Consider the following 18977-nt stretch of genomic DNA (forward strand, 5'->3'; position numbering starts at 1 on the left):
CTCCGCCCCTACTGCAGGGCGGACGTCAGCCGCGCGAGATTGTCGAGCACGGTGGAGCGCAAGGGCTGCTTCATCCACTCCTCGAGCGTGAGCTCCCGGCTGTCCTCGCGATAGCCGTCCTCGACCCTGCGCATCTCTTCGACGAAGGAGCGTCCGCGCACCATCAACGAGACCTCCATGTTGAGCTGAAAGGAGCGCATGTCCATGTTGCTCGAACCGATGACCGCCACATCGTCGTCGATCGTGAAGTGCTTCGCATGAAGGATGTACGGGGCCTTGTACATCCAGATGCGCACGCCCGCCCGCAGCAGCGCCTCGTAGTACGACCGCTGCGCGTGGTACACAAGCGCCTGGTCGCCGATCTCCGAAACGAAAAGGTCGACCTTGATCCCCCGCTGCACGGCGGAGGTGATAGCCATGAGCATCGACTCGTCCGGCACGAAGTACGGAGACGTGATGACGATGCGTTCCTGGGCGTAGTACAGCAGCGCCAGGAAGAGCCGCAGGTTGTTCTCGCCGGCGAACCCCGGCCCGGACGGCACGACCTGGGCGTCGAGCTCGTTGTCGTCGATCTCGTCCGTGATCGGCTCGGTCTCGCGGCGGAGCAGTTCGTCGGTCTCGCTGTACCAGTCGGTGATGAAGATGGCATTCAGACCGGCGACGATGGGGCCCTCCAGCCGGACGATCAGTTCCTTCCACTTGAGCCCGCGCCGGATGTTCGACTTCTTGTTGTAGCTGCGGTCGATGATGTTCTGCGAGCCCATGAAGGCCACACGGCCGTCGACGATGAGCAGCTTCCGGTGGTTCCGCAGGTCGGGCCGCTGGTACTTGCCCTTGAGAGGCTGCACCGGGAGCATCAGCTGCCACTTGGCGCCCATCGCCGTGAGCCGCTTGAGGGTCTTCTTGTAGTCGGGTGTCCGCAGCGACGCGATGTGGTCGAGCAGCACGCGAACGATCACCCCGCGCTTCACTGCGGCCTCCAGCTCGTCGAACAGCGGCGCCGTCGTCTTGTCGAGCGTGAGGATGTAGAACTCGACGTGCACGTAACGGCGGGCCTTGGCGACCTCCGCGGCCATCGCGTCGAGCGAGCCCTGGTAGTCGCCGTTCAGCGAGGCGCGGTTACCGCCCACCAGGGGCATCGCGCCCAGCTTCCGGTTGAGCTCGACGACGCCCTCCAGCCACGGGGGCCACGGGTGGTCACGGCGTACGCGCTCGATGCCCTCGGTGCTGTCGATGATGAACCGGTTGATCTCGTCCTGCTTCTGGCGGCGGCGCTTCGGGAGCTTGTAGCTGCCGATGAGCAGGAAGAACAGGATGCCGATGTACGGGATGAGGAAGATCGCGAGCAGCCACGCGGTGGCAGAGGTGGGCTTGCGGTTGCGCGGGACGATGATGATCGCCAGCACACGGATGATGAAGTCGACGAGCAGGGCCAGCCAGAAGCCGACCGTGAGCCAGAAGCCCGTCTCCATCCGCGCGCAGATCCCTCCGAAACCGCAAGGGTCGCGTGCGCGCCCTCCGGAGTTACCGTAGCGGAATGTGAAGCCCGAGGCCGGTTAGGGCTTCGGAGCGAGACCGCGTCGGGCCCGCTCCTCCGCCTCCAGGCGCGAGTACGCCTTGCGCTCATTACGGTCAGCCCGCACGATCGCGCGCATGATCGCCCAGAACAGCAGCCCGACCAGAACGGTGGGTGCGAGTGCCCAGACGATACCGCCGATGACGTCGTTCATAACGCTTCCATGCTAACCCGCGCCCGCTGGGAGCTACTTGACCAGCGGGAAGAGGATGGTCTCGCGGATGCCGAGGCCGGTGAGAGCCATCAGCAGGCGGTCGATGCCCATGCCCATGCCGCCGGTCGGGGGCATCCCGAACTCCAGCGCACGCAGGAACTCCTCGTCGAGGCGCATGGCCTCGTTGTCGCCGGCCGCGGCGAGCTTCGCCTGCTCGACGAATCGCTCGCGCTGGACGACGGGGTCGACCAGCTCGGAGTAGCCGGTCGCGAGCTCGAAGCCGCGCGTGTAGAGATCCCACTTCTCCACGACGCCGTCGCGGGAACGATGGGCACGGACGAGCGGGCTCGTGTCGACGGGGAAGTCCATCACGAAGGTGGGGCGCACCAGGTCCGTCTTGACGTAGTGCTCCCACAGCTCCTCGACGTACTTGCCGGCGAGCGGGTGCTCGATCTCGATGCCGGCCTCGGCCGCCAGTTCGCGCAGGCGCTCGATCGGGGTCTCGGGAGTGATCTCCTCGTCGATCGCCGCGGAGAGGCTGTCGTACATCCGGATCCGGTCCCACTCGCCGCCGAGGTCGTACTCGGTGCCGTCCGCCCACGTGACGACGTGCGAGCCCGAGATGGCGAGCGCCGCGTCCTGGATGAGCGTCTGCGTCAGGTCGGCGATCGAGTTGTAGTCGCCGTACGCCTGGTAGGCCTCGAGCATCGCGAACTCCGGCGAGTGCGTCGAGTCGGCCCCCTCGTTGCGGAAGTTCCGGTTGATCTCGAACACCCGGTCGATGCCGCCGACCACAGCGCGCTTCAGATAGAGCTCCGGGGCGATCCGCAGGTAGAGCTCGGTGTCGAAGGCGTTCGAGTGCGTGACGAACGGCCGGGCCGAGGCGCCGCCGTGCATCACCTGCAGCATCGGGGTCTCCACCTCGACGAACTCGCGCTCGGCGAAGGTGCGACGCAGGCTCGCGACCGCCGCCGCGCGGTCGAGGACCGTCTTGCGGGCCTGCTCGCGAGCGATGAGGTCGAGGTAGCGCGCACGCACGCGCGTCTCCTCGCTGAGCTCGTTGTGCAGGTTCGGGAGCGGCAGCAGGGCCTTGGCGGCGATGCGCCACTCCTGCGCCATCACCGACAGCTCGCCCCGGCGGCTCGACACGACCTCGCCGGAGACGAAGACGTGGTCACCCAGGTCGACGAGCTCCTTCCACGCGACCAGCGACTCCTCGCCCACGGCGGCCAGCGAGACCATCACCTGGATGCGGGAGCCGTCTCCGGCCTGCAGCACGGCGAAGCAGAGCTTCCCTGTGTTGCGCAGGTGCACGACGCGACCCGCGATGCCGACGATCTCGCCGGACCCCTCATCGGGCTGGAGGTGGTCCCACTTGGCGCGCACCGCCGGGATGGTCGTGGTGACGGGGACCTGCACCGGATACGCGCCGCCGCCCGCGTTCTCCGCCTCGGTAAGCAGGCGGTCGCGCTTGCTCAGCCGGACCGCCTTCTGCTCGCTGACATCCTCGTCCGTCGGGTCGAGGGCCAGGTCGTCGGCGGTGGTCTGCGCGTCGGTCATCGCTGTCTTTCCGTTCCGGGTGGCGGGGTCGTGCATCTCAGGTCACGTCGTGATGCGCTTGTTGTCGATCAGCCGGGTCGTTCCGACCCGCGCGGCGATCAGCATCAGTGCGGGGCCGTGGTGGTCCGGCGACGCCTCCCGGAAGGAATCCGGCTCGACGATCGCGAGATAATCCAGCTTAACGGCAGGCTCGGCCTCGATGCGCGCGTGGGCCGCCTCGAGCGCGGCCGGGACGCCGCCTGTGGCGGCCTCGGAGGCCGCGGCGAGCGCCTGCGACAGGGTGACCGCGGCGACCCGGTCATCCTCGCCGAGGTAGCGGTTACGGCTCGAGAGCGCCAGGCCGTCCTCCTCGCGGACCGTGTCGACGACGGCGATCCTCACCGGCAAGTCGAGGTCGTCCACCATGCGCCCGATCACGTGCACCTGCTGGGCATCCTTCTGGCCGAAGACAGCGACATCCGGCTGGACGATGTGGAAGAGCTTGCTGACCACCGTCAGCACGCCGTCGAAGTGCCCGGGGCGGGACGCGCCCTCGAAGAGCGTGCCCGACTCCCCCGGCGTCACCCGGGTCTCGCTCGGGCCGTCGGGGTACATCTCCGAAGCGGTCGGGGCGAAGACGACGTCGGCGAGGCCGTCGAGGGCCGCCACGTCGGCGTCGAGCGTGCGCGGGTAGCGGTCCAGGTCTTCGCCCGGCCCGAACTGCAACGGGTTCACGAAGATGGAGACGACCACGAAGCCGCCGAGGTCACGGGCGTTCGACACCAGCCGGAGGTGGCCCTCGTGAAGAGCCCCCATCGTCGGGACGAGCACGACCCGGCCGGTGGGCGCATCGGCCGGCCCCTCCTGCCGGGCGATGCGCCGGACGTCGGCGACCCGCTCCCGCAGCGCGGCGATGGTGGTGATGATCTCAGGCATTCGCGTCCCTCCGGCCGATCCTCGCCGGCCTCGACCAGGCTACTCGCCGCGAAGGTACCAGCCGCGCCCGTCGTCGCCGGGGTCGCCGGTGCCAGGACCGCGGCTGCCGGGACCAGCGCCGGGACCACCCGCGCCGGGACCACCCGCGCCAGGACCGGCGGCGCCAGGACCGCCACGGCCCGGACCGCCGTCGCCGGAACGGTCGTCGTCCGCGAGGGCGTCCAGCATCTCGTCGAGGTCCAGACGTGTCGGTGCTCCCGCGCGGGTGAGCGCGTTGTCCACCGAGGAGCGGATGAGAGAACTCAGGAACGACCCGGGGTTCTCGACGCCGATCCCCTGCAGCAGGCCGGTCGATTGCTCGACGATCGAGCGCGAGAAGGAGGTGGCGGTGGCGATCGCCTCCGCGTACGCCGGCCGATCGGCCTCGGCGACCACGACCGGTTCGCCGCCCATCTCGACCACCAGCGCCTGCGCGATCGGAAGGACGGGCGCGGGCGCGGTCACGGCGAAGTAGCTCTCACCGAGTCGGGTGAGGTCGAGGCTGGTCCCGGTGAACTCGAGCGCGGGGTGCACAGCGAGCGGGATGGCGCCCGCGGCGGCGGCGGGCTGCAGCACGCCGATTCCGAAGGCGGGAGCCGTGTGGAGCACGATCTGACCGGGCTGCCAGGTCCCCGTCGCGGCCAGACCGGCGACGAGCTGAGGCAGCTCGGTGTCGGGGACGGCGAGGATGACGAGCTCACTCCGCTCGACGATGGTCGGGATGTCGAGGATGGGAACCCGCGGCAGCATGGCCTGCGCGCGCTCCCGGCTGGCCTCGGACACAGCCGAGATGCCGACGATCGCATGGCCCGCGCCGGCGAGCGCGGAGCCCAGCACAGGGCCGACGCGGCCCGCTCCGACGATGCCGAGTCCGAGACGGCCGGAACGCTGCGACGGCGGACGGGCGGACGGCAGCATCAGCGCTCCTCCTCGTGGTGGGTGGGGATCGTGGACGAAGTGGGGAGGTCGGAGCGCGCGTCCCCAACGGACGGGACGTCGCGCGGGCCGCCGTCGCCCCAGCGGTGTGTGCGGTCGGCCGCGGCGGCCTCGACCGCGCCGGCTGAGACGTCCTCGAACAGACGGGCGCCGGTTGCGGCGTCGATGGCGCCCAGGCGCGGGCGCACAGGGCCCGAGACGGTGTGGAACCGGGCCTTCGCGAGGCGGAGGGCGGCGTCCAGGGGTCCCTGCTGCAGTTCGAGGCTCTGCAGGCGCGCGAGAGGAACGATCGCGAGACTGCGCCAGACGAAGCCGCGGCGGAGGACGATCGCGTCGTCCACCACCCGGAAGCCGGTGCGCCTCCACGAGAGCGGACGGATCCACACGGCACGGTGGGGGCTGCCGGTGTAATCGTCGTCGCCGCGCGATGTCATGCCCGCCTCGATGAGAGCGCGGTGCTGCTCGGTCGCGAAGCCGGGGAGCACCAGCGAGAGGACGCGCGCGACGTCGGTCGCGTCGCCGACCGGGAGCATGGTCGTGTTCGGCTGACCTGCTGCACCCTTCTCGCGCGAGTGCCCCGCGGTGTCGATCCGGATCTGCCACCAGCCGAACGGCCGCCACAGCAGGGGCTGCAGCACCTCGACCGCGTGGATGCGCCCGGGCGGCAGGGTCTCGTTGCTGGTGGTCAGCAGGCCGAAACCGACACGGACGCCGTCCGGCGTTCCGGCGATCGAATAGCGGAGGGACTTGGTGAAACGGCGGATGTAGAAGCTCGCGGACCCGATCAGGCCCGGGAGGACGACGATCAGCAGCCATGCGGAGCCGGTGGAGGCTCCCCAGACGAGGAAGGCGACGACGACCAGTACGAAGACGGTGAAGCCGCTCAGCAGCAGCGATCCGAACAGCCGCAGGGGCGGGATCTTGACGACCGACTCCGGCGGGGCGGCGTTCGGGTCGAGCTCGGGCGCGAGGAATTCGTTGACGCGACGACCCACGAAGTCCCCGACGGCCGCGGTGCGCGACCCGGGAGCGACCGCGGCGGCCGGATCGCCAGACGAGCCGGGCGCACCGACGCCCGCGACCGTGGCGGGGGCAGCCGTGGACGTCGATGCGACCGCCGCCGCCTCCGCGGCGCGCACCCCCGAGGCGAGCCGTAGGACGTCGCCGCGCAGGCCGTCCGCAAGGGCCGACCCGAGGTACGCCAGTTGCACGTTCGCGTCGTGGCCGGCCACCGAGATGTCCAGCTTCGCCGCGCCGAACAGCCGAGCGAACAGGGGCCGGACGATGTTGATGCCCTGGATGCGATCCAGCCGCGCCTTGCGCTGCGTCCGGAACAGCAAGCCGCTGCGCACCTCGACGGCGTCGCCCGTGATGCGGAAGCTGTGCATGCGCCACGACAGGTAGAAGGCACCCAGGCAGAGCAGGAGCACGACAGCGACGCCGAGCAGAGCCCAGCCCTCCCAGCCATGGTTGTAGATCGCATCCAGCGGGTCGCCGCCGTACTCCGGCGTCCCGACGAAGAAGCCGATCAGACGCTCGCGCAGGTTCGACAGCACGAAACCGAAGATGGCGATGAACACGATGCCGCCGCGCAGCAGCGGTGTCGCGGGATGCAGCCGGTGCCATTCGCCGTCCGTGTACCGCTCGGCGGCGCGCTCCGCCGATGACAGCGCCGGGCCCGGCAGCGGCGTCGGCGGGGTCGAGGCCGGGTCCGGTCCGGGCGGGTGCGGGGCGCTCACAATCCCGCCCGCCTGCTCTCCGCCAGCTCCACCAGCCGGTCGCGCAACTCGGCCGCCTCGGGCTCCGGCAGCCCGGGCACCATGACCCCGGTCGATGCGGCGGCCGTCACGAACTTGAGGTCCGCCAGGCCGAGCGCGCGACTGACCGGGCCGCGGTTGATGTCGATCAGCTGCATCCGGCCGTACGGCACCGAGACGAATCGCTGGAACATGATGCCGCGACGGAACAGCAGGTCGTCCTCGCGCAGCCGGTAGCCGATCGAGCGAGCGCGGCGCGGCGCGATGATCAGCGCGATGACGGTGATGACGACCACGACGGACAGCGCCACCCAGCCGAAGGGCCACCCCCCGACCAGCCACAGGAACAGGCTCGCGGCGGACAGCACCAGCCCGGTGATCACCGTGCTCGCGATCACGACCAGCACGTACTTCGGCGAGACTCGGCGCCACTCGCCGACGCTGAGGTCAATCCGTTCGGGCATGGACGCTCTCCGTACGCTCGTCGTCGTCGCCGGGCGGGAGGGTGCAGAACAGTTCGGCGATCAGCCCGGCCACCAGCAGCACCACGGCGCCGACGGTCGCCAGCGCCGTCAGGAGGATGCTGTTGTTCCCGGGGAGCACATCCCTTGTCAGCAGGTAGGCGCCGATCCCGACGCCGGCACCGACGAGCAGCGCGCCGCTCAGCGCGCACGCCTTGGCCAGCACCACGATCCGCGTCGCCTGGAACGGGTCGATCCGGCGGACGTTGCGCCCGCGAACGGCCCGACGGATCGGCACCGCGAACGCGACGACGATGATCGCCACCGCGAGCAGGGTGATCGGCAGCGTCAGCGGCGGGATGAAGACGGGGGCTCCCATGCTGGCGGCCGCCAGCTCCGCGAGGAAGCCGACGACGAGGCCGGCGACGCCGAGCCCGATCAGCGTGGTGGGACGGGTGCGCTTCACGAGGCGTCCGTTCCGGGCCCGGTCCACAGGGTCACGGGATCGTCGACGGTCTTCACGAGGTCCGCCACCGGTCCGTAGCCGACCAGGTACGCCTGCGGGTCGGCGTCCAGCCACGGGACGAGCACGAACGCCCGCTCGTGCGCGCGGGGATGCGGGAGGACGATCCGCGGGTCGTCGTCCGACACGATGCGGTCGTAATCGACGACGTCGATGTCGATGGTACGGTCGCCCCAGCGCTCCTCGCGGACACGCCCGAGCCCGTCCTCGATTGCGTTGACCACGCCGAGGAGGTCCAGCGGCTCCAGGAGCGTCCGGACCACGGCGACCGCGTTGAGATAGGCGGGCGCGTCGTCGTCGATGCCGTCGAGCTTCAGCGCCGGCGTCTCGTACAGGCGCGACACGGACTGCACGTCGATGCCCGGCTCGCCGCGCACCGCGTCCAGTGCCTGCTGGATGGTCACGGCGCGATCGCCGAGGTTGCTGCCGAACGCGAGCACCGCGGGTACGCCGACGCGCATCCGGACCGGCTTGCCGATCGGCGCGGCGTTCACGGTCGGCTCCGCAGGATGCGGACGGCGACGTCGCCGAAAGGCACGGCGATGGGGGCCTGCGGCTTGTGGACGGTGACCTCGACCGCGTCCACCGGCTCATGGGCCAGCACGGTCGCGGCGACGCGCTCGGCGACAGTCTCGATGAGGTCGACCGGGTCGCGCTCGACCGCGCCCACGACCTCCTCGGCCAGCTCGCCGTAGTGGACGGTCGCGCCGAGATCGTCGCCCGATGCCGCCGGGCCCAGGTCGAGCCACGCCGTCACGTCGACGACGAATTCCTGGCCCTGCTCCCGTTCGAAGTCGAAAACGCCGTGATGGGCGCGCACGCGCAACCCGGTCAGGATGATCGAGTCCGTCGGCCGCGACTGGATGCTATTCATCGCGTCCAGCTTGCCACGAGCGAACGACGTCGAGAGCGATCCGGGTCGACGGCACGTCGTGCACGCGCACCGCCCACGCGCCCGCCTGCGCGGCCAGCGCCGAGATGACGGCGGTCGGTGCGTCGCGGTCCTCGGCCGGGGCGCCCTCCGGAAGCAGCGCGCCGAGGAACCGCTTGCGGGAGGCCCCGATGAGCACCGGATAGCCGAGGGTCTCGATCTCGTGCAGCCCGGCGAGCACCTGCCAGTTGTGGCGGGCGTTCTTCGAGAAGCCGAGACCGGGGTCCAGGATGAGCTTCGCCGGATCGATGCCGCGACGCACGAGGTCGGTCACGCGCGCCGACAGCTCCGACCGCACCTCGGCGACCGTGTGCTGGTACACCGCGCGGGAGTCGGCGGCGTCGAGCCGGCCGCGCCAGTGCATGACGACGTACTGCGCATCCGTTTCGAGCACCGCGTCCGGCATCCCCGGGTCGGCGAGGCCGCCCGAGACGTCGTTGATGATCGCCGCTCCGGCCTCGACGGCGGCGCGCGCGGTGGAGGCGTTGAGCGTGTCGACACTCACCGTCACCCCGCGCCCCGCGAGCTCGCGGATGACCGGCACGACGCGCGCCTGCTCCTCCTCCGGTTCGACGCGGACGGCGCCCGGGCGGGTGGACTCGCCGCCCACGTCGATCATGTCGGCCCCCTGGGCGACGAGCTCCAGGCCGTGCGCGATCGCCGCCTCGAGCTCCAGCCAGAGCCCGCCGTCGCTGAACGAGTCCGGCGTCACGTTGAGGACGCCCATGATGAGGGTCACGCGACGCCACGCCCGATCAGCGCCATGAGCTCGGCGCGCGCCGTGGGGTCGGCATACGCGCCCCGTGCGGCGACCGTGACCGTCGTGCTGCCGGTCTGCCGCGGGCCGCGGGTGGTCACGCAGCTCTGCGACGCATCCAGCACCACCAGCACGCCGCGGGCGCCGGTGCCCTGCTCGATCGTGTCGGCGATCTGCTCGGTCAGTCGCTCCTGCAGCTGCGGGCGGGCGGCGAGGGTTTCGATGACGCGGGGAATGCGGCCGAGGCCGACCACCGTCTCGCCGGGAAGGTAGGCGACGTGCGCGACGCCGGTGAACGGCAGCAAGTGGTGCTCGCAGACCGACCGGAAGGCGATGTCCCGCATCAGGACCGTCTCGGCGGTGTGGCCGTCCTCGAGCGGAACCGCGTCGCCCAGCTCGCCGGCCGCGTCACGGCCGACGCCGGCGAAGAACTCCGCGTACGCGTCGGCCACGCGCGACGGCGTGCTCTGCAACCCCGGACGCGCCGGATCCTCGCCGATGGCGGCGAGGATCTCGGCGACGGCCGCTTCGATGCGCGGACGATCGATTCCGGCCATGCGCGCGGCGGCCCTAGGCGGTGGCCGGCCGCGGCTTGATGGCGGGCGAGCGCTTCGGCTTGGCCGCCGGCGGCTCGGAGTCGACCCCGCCGTCCACCGCGCCCGCGTCGATCGGGGCCTTCGGGAACGGGATGGGCGGAACGTCCGAGATCGGACGCTTGTCGCTGGAGAGCCACTGCGGGCGCTCGGGCAGCTTCTTCACGTCGGCGAAGATCTCGGCGATCTGGTTGTGGTCGAGGGTTTCGTGCTCGAGCAGCGCTGCCGCGAGGCGGTCGAGGACCGCGCGGTTGTCGTTCAGCACCTCCCACGCCTCGTCGTGCGCCTTCTCGATGAGCTCGCGCACTTCGGCGTCGACGCGCTCGGCGATCCGCTCGGAGTAGTCGCGCTGGTGGCCCATGTCGCGGCCGAGGAACATCTCGCCGTTCGCCTGGCCCAGCTTGACCGATCCGATGTCGGAGCTCATGCCGTACTCGGTGACCATCTTGCGGGCGATGGAGGTCGCCTTCTCGATGTCGTTCGAGGCGCCGGTGGTCGGGTCGTGGAACACGATCTCCTCGGCGACACGGCCGCCCATCGCGTAGGTCAGCTGGTCGAGCAGTTCGTTGCGGGTGACCGAGTACTTGTCCTCCAGCGGCATCACCATCGTGTAGCCGAGGGCGCGACCGCGCGGGAGGATGGTGATCTTGGTCACCGGGTCGGTGTGGCGCATGGCTGCAGCAGCGAGCGCGTGACCGCCCTCGTGGTACGCCGTGATCAGCTTCTCTTGGTCCTTCATGACCCGGGTGCGCTTCTGGGGACCCGCGATCACGCGGTCCACGGCCTCGTCGAGCGCACGGTTGTCGATCAGCTGCGCGTTGGAACGCGCGGTGAGCAGTGCGGCCTCATTGAGGACGTTGGCCAGGTCGGCGCCGGTGAAGCCCGGCGTCTTGCGGGCCAGCACCTCGAGGTCGACGGACGCCGCCAGGGGCTTGCCGCGGCCGTGCACCTCGAGGATCTTCTTGCGGCCGAGCAGGTCGGGCGCGTCCACGCCGATCTGGCGGTCGAAGCGGCCCGGGCGCAGCAGCGCGGGGTCGAGGATGTCGGGGCGGTTGGTCGCCGCGATCAGGATGACGTTGGTCTTCGGGTCGAAGCCGTCCATCTCCACCAGGAGCTGGTTCAGCGTCTGCTCGCGCTCGTCGTGACCGCCGCCCAGGCCGGCGCCGCGGTGGCGGCCGACGGCGTCGATCTCGTCGATGAAGATGATGGCCGGCGAGTTCTCCTTGGCCTGCTGGAACAGGTCGCGGACGCGGCTCGCGCCGACGCCGACGAACATCTCGACGAAGTCCGAACCCGAGATCGAGTAGAAGGGGACGCCGGCCTCACCCGCGACGGCGCGGGCCAGCAGCGTCTTGCCGGTGCCGGGAGGGCCGTACAGCAGCACGCCCTTCGGGATGCGGGCGCCGACCGCCTGGAACTTGGCCGGCTCCTTCAGGAAGTCCTTGATCTCCTGCAGCTCCTCGATGGCCTCGTCCGAGCCGGCGACGTCGTCGAAGGTGACCTTCGGGGTCTCCTTCGTGACGAGCTTCGCCCGCGACTTGCCGAACTGCATGACCTTGTTGCCGCCGCCCTGCATGCCCGAGATCATGATCCAGAAGAAGACGCCGATCAGCAGCGCCGGTATCAGGAAGCCGAGGATGTTGACGAACCAGTTCGGCTGGGGAACCTCGTCGTCGTAGCCCTTGGGGAGGTTGGCGTCGTCGACCGCCTTCACGACGTCCTGGCCGCGCGGCGTGACGTAGTAGAACTGCACCTGGTCGCCGAGGTTGCCGTCCGGCTCCTTCAGCGTCAGGTCGACGCGGTTCTCACCGTCGACGATCTTCGCGCTGGCCACCTTGTCCTGGGAGAGGTATTCCAGGCCCTTCTGGGTGGACACGCTCTTGAACCCCGACATCGTGATCAGGCTCGAGCCGATCCACACCGCGACGATCGCGAGCACGACGTACAGGATCGGGCCGCGGAAGATCTTCTTGACGTTCATGGTGCGACCACAGTACCGCCTGGCCGCTGTGGGCCGCCTGCGTGTTCGCTCTGGGCGGTCTGCGTGCTGTGGCGTGGGATTCCGGCGGCTCTGCGCGGCCTAGCGGTTCGCGCCGAACCAGTCCAGCGCGAGGGCGGCGACCTCGTCGGGAGCGTCGTCCGTGATGAAGTGGGCGGCGTCGTCGACGAAGGCGAACTCGTAGCGGTCCGCGTAGGGCGTCACGTCGCCGCTCAGCCGACGGATCCGCTCCTCGTCCCAGGGATGGTCGAGCCGGCCGAAGACGGTGAGGTCCGGTGGGTGCAGCCGCTGCCGCGCGTAGTAGCCGCGGGCGAGCCGGCCGGACAGCGGGACGGCGATGCCGCGGAAGATCCGGCGCACCGCCTCGTCGACCTCGGGTCGGCTCAGCGGCGCGAGGTACGCCTCCATCGTCTCGGCGGACAGCGGGTGCGCGATGTGGCCGGGGTCGAACAGACCGGCCAGCGACCGGCCGCGGCGATGCCAGATCAGCCGCGGCATGTGCCGGAACCCCGAGGCGACCTTCGGGCTCATGCGCATGAAGAAGGGAGGGACGGAGAGCTGCACCAGCGACCGCACCCGCTTAGGATGCGCGTAGGCGAGCTGGTTCGCCCCGATCGCGCCCAGGTCGTGCGCGAGGATGTCCGCCCGCCGGATGCCGAGGGCGTCGAGGAGGGCGACCAGGTCGCGGAGGTGGGATTCCGGGTCGATGCGTGGGTCGTCGGCCGTGGTCCACCCGGTGCCGCGGAGGTCCGGACAGTACACGCGGTACCCGGCGTTCGCGATGACCGGCGCGATCTCGCGCCACTGCCACCAGTGGGCCGGGAATCCGTGGAGCAGGACGACCGGCTCCCCCTCGCCCAGGACGGCCACGTGCATCCGCAGACCGGGGGTCTCCACGACGATGTGCTCGAACCCGGACGCCGGGGGCAGTGGCGGGGACCAGGTGGATGATTCCGCGGCCACCTCGCGGATGGTGGGCGTGTCCATGGCGACTCCCCTCGCGGGAGCACTACGTTCGTAGTGCTACAAGGTTCATAGTAGATCGCGAGGAGAGGAAAGGGAATGGCCGGGACCAGGGAGCGCGCGCTCGACGCTGCGGTCGACGTGCTGGGCACCGACGGCGTTCGGGCGCTGAGTCACGCGCGCGTCGACACCGCCGCAGGCCTGCCCGCGGGCTCGACGTCGAACTGGTTCCGCACACGGCGGGCGCTGCTCGCCGGGGTCGTCGACTGGATCGCCGAGGGCGAGCGGGCCGACTTCGGCGCCTCCGACTTTCCCGTCGCTCCCGGCGACACCGGTCTGGTCGACGGGCTCTGCACGCTCATCGAACTGCTGACCGGCCGGTACGCCGTGCGCACCCGCGCGCGCTACGCCCTCTTCTTGGAGTTGTCGTCGGATGCCGAACTCGGTCCGGTGCTGCGCGGTCAACGTCGGGAGTTCGAACGCTGGACGGAGCAGTTGGTGTCGGCCGCCGGCATCCCCGATGCGCCGTCAGCCACGCGGGCGCTCATGGCGCTCTGCGACGGTCTGATCCTGCACCGGATCACGGTCGACCCTGAACTCGCCGTGCGGCCTCTGATCGAGCGGACGGTGCGCGCCCTGAAGCCTCAGCTGTAGACAGCAGGCGCCAGGATGCCCACGCCGCGCAGCGTGCGGTACCGCTCGTCGTAGTCGAGCCCGTAGCCGACGACGAACTGGTTCGGGATGTCGAAGCCGACGTACTTCACGTCGATCTCGACGCGCGCCGCGTCCGGCTTGCGCAGGAGGGTGAAGATCTCGATCGACTCGGGGCCGCGGCTGCGGAGGTTCGACAGCAGCCAGGACAGCGTCAGGCCCGAGTCGATGATGTCCTCGACGATCAGCACGGTCTTGCCGCCGAGGTCGGTGTCCAGGTCTTTGAGGATGCGCACCACGCCGCTCGACTGGGTGCCGCTGCCGTAGGAGCTGACGGCCATCCAGTCCATGGTGACCGGGATGCGGAGCTCGCGGGACAGGTCGGCCATGATCATGACCGCGCCCTTGAGCACGCCGATCAGCAGGACATCCTTTCCTGCGTAATCGCGCTCCACGTCGCGAGCCAGCTCGGAGATGCGGGAGCGGATCTGCTCCTCGGTGATCAGAATCTCGGTCAGGTCGGTCTCGACGTCCGTGAGTTCCATGGGGGAGGCGCTGTCCTTCAGGTGGTGGGGTGGAAACTGAGCAGCCCGTTCTGCCTGACCACTCTAACGCCTGGCAGATCGAGCGGACCCTGCCCGTGCCAGTCCGTGATCAGTGCGGCGACGGCGAGGGTATGGGCGCGGGTGAGCGAGACGCCGAACTCGGCCGAGACGACGAGGCGGATGATGCGCTGGCGCAGGGCGGCCGGGTCGGCGGCGAGACCCCGGACGTCGAGCGTGACGGCGCCGTCGTCGGCCTGGCCGACCAGCTCCTGCGCCCACTCCAGGGCGAGGCCGTCGAGGGCGTCGTCGTCCTCGCGCAGCTGCTCGGCGGTGCGGGCCAGTGCTTCGGCGACCCCGGGCCCGAGCTCGCGCTCCAGGACGGGGAGCACGGTGTTCCGCACGCGCACGCGCGTGTAGGAGGGGTCGTCATTGTGCGGGTCGGCCCACGGCTCCAGGCGGCTGTCGGCGCAGAAGGCGCGCGTCGCGGAGCGACGCAGGCCGAGGAAGGGCCGCAGCAGGCGGCCGGTGTCCGGGCGCATCCCCTGCAGGCTCGACGGGCCGGAGCCGCGGGCGAGGCCGAGCAGGACGGTCTCGGCCTGGTCGTCGAGGGTGTGGGCGAGCAGGATGCGCTCGGCGCCGGTCTCGGTGAGCGCGCGATCGAAGGCGGCGTGGCGGGCGGCGCGGGCGGCGCCCTCCGGGCCACCCTCGGCCGGGACCTCGACGCGGCGAACCAGCACGGGATCCAGCCGGAGCGCGGTCGCTTGCTCGGCGGCGCGCGCGGCGACCGCGTCGGAGCCCTGCTGCAGGCCGTGGTCGACGATGACCGCCCCGGCGCGGACGCCGTTGCGCGGAGCCTCGAACGCGGTCGCGGCGGCGAGCGCCAGCGAGTCGGCTCCCCCGCTCAGGCCCACCAGCACAAGGGCATCCGGGCTGAGCGGCGCGGGACGCGCGGGGCCGTGGTCGTCGTGCGGGTCGGGAGGGAGGGATGCTGCGGCCGCGAGCGCCGAGCGGACCGCGCGGCGCGCATCGGCGATCGCCGGGGTCAGGCGGGGGCGGCGCTGATCGGCCGAGGAGCCCGGAGAACCGGGCGAACCGTTGAGGGGCACCTAGTAACGTTAGTGCGGAATCACGACCACAAAGGAGCACGGCATGGCCGAATACGACGTCGTCATCGAGATCCCCAAGGGGAGCCGCAACAAGTACGAGGTGGACCACGAGACGGGTCGCGTGTACCTCGACCGCGTGCTGTTCACCAGCTTCGTCTACCCGACCGACTACGGCTTCTTCGAGAACACCCTGGGCGACGACGGCGATCCGCTGGACGCCCTGGTGCTGCTCGAGTACCCGGTGTTCCCGGGTGTCGGTGTGAAGGTCCGCCCGGTCGCCGTCTTGAACATGAGCGACGAGGCCGGCGGCGACGCGAAGATCATCGCCGTCCCCTACAAGGACCCGCGCTGGCAGCACATCCAGGATGTGAACGACATCCCGGAGCAGACCCGCAAGGAGATCGAGCACTTCTTCGCCCGCTACAAGGACCTCGAGCCGGGCAAGTTCGTCAACATCGAGGGCTGGGGCGACGCCGCGGAGGCGGACTCCCTCGTCCAGAAGGCCATCGCAAAGCTGGCCGCCGAGGGCCACTGAGCCACAGCCCCGAGCACAGGAAAAACGCTCCCGATCATCTCGATCGGGAGCGTTTTTGCTGTGCTCGCGGGCTCGGGGGTCAGGCGCTGGGACGCGCGACGAGGCCCCACGGGGAGCCCCAGACGTACTGGATCTTGACCACGTCGCCCTCGGTGGGGGCGGCGATCATCTTGCCGCCGCCGATGTAGATGCCGACGTGGTAGAAGTCGCCGGGACCGTCGCCCCAGAAGATGAGGTCGCCCGGTTGCTTCGCCCCGTACGAGACCAGCTGGCCGCGGTTCGCGGCCGTGTAGTACTGGTTGTTGACCGAGTGGGAGCCGATGTAGAGGCCCGCATACGCGTAGGCCTTCATCGTGAGGCCCGAGCAGTCGTAGCCGACGGGGCCCTCTCCGCCGAAGATGTACGGCTTGCCCAGCTGGGCGCGGGCATAGGAGATCGCCGTGTCGACCACGTTGCCGTTCGGGGCTGCGGGGGCTGCGGGAGCCGAGCCGCCGCCGGACGCGGGCGCCGAGCCTCCGCCGCCGGAGGACGCGGGGGGCTGGTTGGCGGCGGCCGCCGCAGCAGCAGCGGCCGCGGCCGCCTCGGCGGCCTTGCGCGCCGCCTCCTGCTGCGCCTTCACCTGCTCGCCCTGGAGGTAAGCCGCTTCGGTCTGCGCCGAGGTGTTCTTCAGCGTCGCCAGCTGAGCGACCAGCTCGGTGGACTTCTGCTGCTGGGTCGCGAGGGCCGCCTGCGCCTTGGCCTGCGCATCCTGAGCGGCTGCGAGCGCCTTGTCGGCTTCGTCGGCGAGCTTCGACCGCTCCGTCTTGGCCGCCTTGGCCTGGGCGGTCAGCGCGTCGGCGGTGTTCTTGTCCTTCGTGGCCTGTTCGTAGACGGCCTTCGACTGCTCCGTGAGCTTGCTCATCGTGCCGAGCTGGAACAGCAGCTTGTCGGCAGCCGATCCCGAGCCGCCGCCCTTGAGCATGAGGTCCGTGGTGACGTCTCCGCCGCCGGACTTGGCCAGGTGCGACGCGAGAAGGCCCGCCCGCATCTTCGAGGTCTTCGCCTTGGAGGCCGCCTCTGTGGCCTGCTTCTGCAGGTCGTCGGCCTTCGCGGTCGCCTCGGTCAGCGCGTCCTTGGCCTGGAAGTAAGCCTCCGCCGCCTTCTCGGATGCCACGCGCGCCGCATCCACGCTCGACTGCAGACCGCTGATCAGCTGGGTGATGTTGTCGATCATCGCCTGCTGGTTCGCGACGTTGTTCTTCGCCTGCTGCACATCGTTCCACGACGGGTAGTCGACCGCCTGCGCGGGCGCGACGATGCCGATGGATGCGGTGACCGCGCCCATCACGCCCGCGCCGATGGCGAGGCCCGGGCGCACCCGGCTGATCTTCTCGTTGTCGCTAGCCAAGGGGTGCCTGCCGATCTCTCATGAACGGGATGCCGTCGATCTTTACGTCGTTGATGCGGACCTCGTAGTGCAGGTGGCAGCCGGTCGAGGCGCCGGTCGTTCCGACCCGGGCGATCGGCTGGCCCGCACCGACATGCTGGCCGATGCCGACGAGGATGCCGCCGTTGCGGATGTGGGCGTAGCCGGTCTTCACGGCGCTGCCGTTGTCGAGCAGCACGAAGTTGCCGTAGCTGCCGTTGGGGCCCGCGTAGATGACGGTGCCCTCGTGGGCCGCGTAGATGGGCGCGTTGCAGGAGGCGCCGATGTCGATGCCGAGGTGGTAGGTGCTGCCGACGCCGCCCGGCGACGGACGCGCGCCGAAGCCGTCCGTGATGGGGCCGGCGGCGGGGACGGCCCACCCCTGCGGTCCGACGTAGCCGCCCGGCAGTCCACCCGAACCGCGCGCCGCGGCTGCGGCAGCGGCGGCGGCGACGCCGGCCTCGTAGCCGGCCACCGTCTTGGCGGTGGCGTCCTTGAGCGCGGCGAGCTGCGCCTGCATGATCACGATCTGCTTCTGCTGCTCGGCGAGCTTGTCCTGCGCCGCCTTCGCCGCCGCGATCGCGGCCTGCATGGCGGCCTCGGCGGCGACGCGCAGCTTCTCGCGCTCCGCCTTCTTCTCGTCGGCCTGCTGGGCGAGCGCCTTGGCGGTGTTCTGAGCGGACTTCGCGTCCGTGTAGACCTTGTTGGACTGCTCCACGAGCTTGGACATGCTGCCCAGGTCGTTGAGCAGCTTCTCCGGACTCGTCGAGGTCGCGTTGTTGCCGCTGATGAAGAGGTTGGCGGTCAGATTACGGCCACCGGTGCGGTAGAGCTGAGCGGCGAGCTTGCCCGCCTGCGTGCTCGCGTCGTCGGCCTTCTTCTTGCTCGCGGCGGCCTGCGTCTCCAGGTTGAGGAGTTCGATCGTCGCCTTGTCGAGCGCCGCCTGCGCCGCCTCGAGCTCTTGGCCACGCTTGATCGCGGCGGCCTGCGTGTCGGCGACCTCCTGCTTGAGCTGGGCGATGAGGCCGTTGATGCGGTTCACCTGCGCGGACGCGGCTCCCTCGTTCGCCTTGGCGTTCTGCACGTCCTGCCAGGACGGATAGTTGTCGGCGTAGGCCGGAGCGGCGACGGCGCCGACGGTGGTGACCACTGCGACGACCAGGCCGGCGAGGGCAGCGCGCACCGCCCGGCGGCGGTTGCCGCTCGGGGAGGTCGGGGGGCTCGTTTCGCGTCTCATAGGGTTACCGACCCGCTCGCTTCCGCATCCACTCTGGTCGCACAAGTCACACAGGTCCCGCTGTCAACATGCGCCACTCTAGCAACATGGGGTTCGAACGCCCCGAGAAAAGGCGCTCGGACAGTGGTCGGGGCGTGCTCTCACGCGGGCAGCCGGGGGACCGCCTGGGCCGCAGACTACGTGGCCGACGGAGGCGTCCGCGGGATTTCCCGGTGGCGTTGCGCGAACCTGCGAGCGGCCCGAAAACGGCCCGGAAGCGGTCAACCGCCGCCGACCCGCCCGGGATCCGACCCCGATTCGCATTAACGCGGAACCTTCCGTATGCTTGTGCGTC

General features: G+C 70.4%; 20 protein-coding genes. 2 read left to right on the top strand and 18 right to left on the bottom strand.

Going from position 1 to position 18977, the window contains the following annotated elements; all coding sequences use genetic code 11:
- Positions 1–8: 8 nt before the first annotated feature.
- The 14 genes from cls to AB0P25_RS04355 all read right to left on the bottom strand — a co-directional run bounded on the left by cls (position 9) and on the right by AB0P25_RS04355 (position 13188).
- Entirely contained in the window at positions 9–1472 is a 1464-nt protein-coding gene (gene cls / locus AB0P25_RS04290; protein ID WP_363805590.1) for a cardiolipin synthase, read from the bottom strand.
- 84 nt (positions 1473–1556) lie between these two features.
- Positions 1557–1730 carry a hypothetical protein gene (locus tag AB0P25_RS04295; RefSeq protein ID WP_167552369.1) on the bottom strand — a complete coding sequence of 58 codons (174 nt, stop codon included), beginning with the start codon at positions 1728–1730 and terminating at the stop codon, positions 1557–1559.
- Between the two features lie 33 nt (positions 1731–1763).
- Positions 1764–3290: a lysine--tRNA ligase gene (lysS, locus tag AB0P25_RS04300; protein ID WP_363805591.1), complete on the bottom strand. Its 1527-nt coding sequence runs from the start codon at positions 3288–3290 to the stop codon at positions 1764–1766.
- Positions 3291–3332: 42 nt separating this feature from the next.
- Entirely contained in the window at positions 3333–4205 is an 873-nt protein-coding gene (panC, locus tag AB0P25_RS04305; RefSeq protein ID WP_363805592.1) for a pantoate--beta-alanine ligase, read from the bottom strand.
- 39 nt (positions 4206–4244) lie between these two features.
- Positions 4245–5162: a DUF2520 domain-containing protein gene (locus AB0P25_RS04310; protein ID WP_363805593.1), complete on the bottom strand. Its 918-nt coding sequence runs from the start codon at positions 5160–5162 to the stop codon at positions 4245–4247.
- A complete protein-coding gene (locus AB0P25_RS04315) occupies positions 5162–6919 on the bottom strand; it encodes a PH domain-containing protein (RefSeq protein WP_363805594.1) in 1758 nt (585 codons plus the stop codon). Before AB0P25_RS04315 ends, AB0P25_RS04310 begins: the two co-directional genes overlap by 1 nt.
- Complete coding sequence (locus tag AB0P25_RS04320) at positions 6916–7401, bottom strand: PH domain-containing protein (RefSeq protein ID WP_363805596.1); 486 nt, start codon at positions 7399–7401, stop codon at positions 6916–6918. The genes AB0P25_RS04315 and AB0P25_RS04320 overlap by 4 nt, the downstream gene beginning before the upstream one ends.
- On the bottom strand, positions 7385–7864 hold the full coding sequence (locus tag AB0P25_RS04325; RefSeq protein ID WP_363805597.1) for a DUF3180 domain-containing protein: 480 nt from the start codon (positions 7862–7864) through the stop codon (positions 7385–7387). The genes AB0P25_RS04320 and AB0P25_RS04325 overlap by 17 nt, the downstream gene beginning before the upstream one ends.
- Entirely contained in the window at positions 7861–8415 is a 555-nt protein-coding gene (gene folK / locus AB0P25_RS04330; RefSeq protein WP_363805598.1) for a 2-amino-4-hydroxy-6-hydroxymethyldihydropteridine diphosphokinase, read from the bottom strand. The genes AB0P25_RS04325 and folK overlap by 4 nt, the downstream gene beginning before the upstream one ends.
- Positions 8412–8795 carry a dihydroneopterin aldolase gene (folB, locus tag AB0P25_RS04335; protein WP_363805599.1) on the bottom strand — a complete coding sequence of 128 codons (384 nt, stop codon included), beginning with the start codon at positions 8793–8795 and terminating at the stop codon, positions 8412–8414. Before folB ends, folK begins: the two co-directional genes overlap by 4 nt.
- Positions 8788–9591: a dihydropteroate synthase gene (gene folP / locus AB0P25_RS04340; protein WP_363805600.1), complete on the bottom strand. Its 804-nt coding sequence runs from the start codon at positions 9589–9591 to the stop codon at positions 8788–8790. Before folP ends, folB begins: the two co-directional genes overlap by 8 nt.
- Positions 9588–10166: a GTP cyclohydrolase I gene (gene folE, locus AB0P25_RS04345; protein ID WP_363805601.1), complete on the bottom strand. Its 579-nt coding sequence runs from the start codon at positions 10164–10166 to the stop codon at positions 9588–9590. The genes folP and folE overlap by 4 nt, the downstream gene beginning before the upstream one ends.
- Positions 10167–10179: 13 nt before the next feature.
- Positions 10180–12183, bottom strand: a complete 2004-nt coding sequence (gene ftsH / locus AB0P25_RS04350; RefSeq protein WP_363805603.1) for an ATP-dependent zinc metalloprotease FtsH — start codon at positions 12181–12183, stop codon at positions 10180–10182.
- A gap of 99 nt (positions 12184–12282) precedes the next feature.
- Entirely contained in the window at positions 12283–13188 is a 906-nt protein-coding gene (locus tag AB0P25_RS04355) for an alpha/beta hydrolase (RefSeq protein ID WP_363805604.1), read from the bottom strand.
- Between the two features lie 75 nt (positions 13189–13263).
- On the opposite strand from AB0P25_RS04355, the gene AB0P25_RS04360 reads away from it, so the two are divergent.
- Positions 13264–13818 (top strand): TetR family transcriptional regulator, encoded by a 555-nt coding sequence (locus AB0P25_RS04360; RefSeq protein ID WP_363805605.1) that lies wholly within the window; start codon positions 13264–13266, stop codon positions 13816–13818.
- On the opposite strand, the gene hpt is transcribed toward AB0P25_RS04360, so the two are convergent.
- Positions 13809–14360, bottom strand: a complete 552-nt coding sequence (gene hpt, locus AB0P25_RS04365; protein ID WP_363805606.1) for a hypoxanthine phosphoribosyltransferase — start codon at positions 14358–14360, stop codon at positions 13809–13811. The genes AB0P25_RS04360 and hpt overlap by 10 nt on opposite strands.
- A gap of 17 nt (positions 14361–14377) precedes the next feature.
- Complete coding sequence (gene tilS, locus AB0P25_RS04370; RefSeq protein ID WP_363805607.1) at positions 14378–15466, bottom strand: tRNA lysidine(34) synthetase TilS; 1089 nt, start codon at positions 15464–15466, stop codon at positions 14378–14380.
- 43 nt (positions 15467–15509) lie between these two features.
- Between tilS and AB0P25_RS04375 the strand changes: the two genes are divergently transcribed.
- Positions 15510–16001, top strand: a complete 492-nt coding sequence (locus AB0P25_RS04375; protein ID WP_064109921.1) for an inorganic diphosphatase — start codon at positions 15510–15512, stop codon at positions 15999–16001.
- 79 nt (positions 16002–16080) lie between these two features.
- Here AB0P25_RS04375 and AB0P25_RS04380 read toward each other — a convergent pair whose 3' ends face one another.
- Together AB0P25_RS04380 and AB0P25_RS04385 are read right to left on the bottom strand one after the other, a co-directional pair.
- Positions 16081–17388, bottom strand: a complete 1308-nt coding sequence (locus AB0P25_RS04380; protein ID WP_363805609.1) for an NlpC/P60 family protein — start codon at positions 17386–17388, stop codon at positions 16081–16083.
- Positions 17381–18643: a peptidoglycan DD-metalloendopeptidase family protein gene (locus AB0P25_RS04385; RefSeq protein WP_363805610.1), complete on the bottom strand. Its 1263-nt coding sequence runs from the start codon at positions 18641–18643 to the stop codon at positions 17381–17383. The genes AB0P25_RS04380 and AB0P25_RS04385 overlap by 8 nt, the downstream gene beginning before the upstream one ends.
- Between the last annotated feature and the right edge of the window lie 334 nt (positions 18644–18977).

Source organism: Leifsonia sp. NPDC077715, assembly GCF_040686855.1.
Classification (GTDB): Bacteria; Actinomycetota; Actinomycetes; order Actinomycetales; family Microbacteriaceae; genus Leifsonia.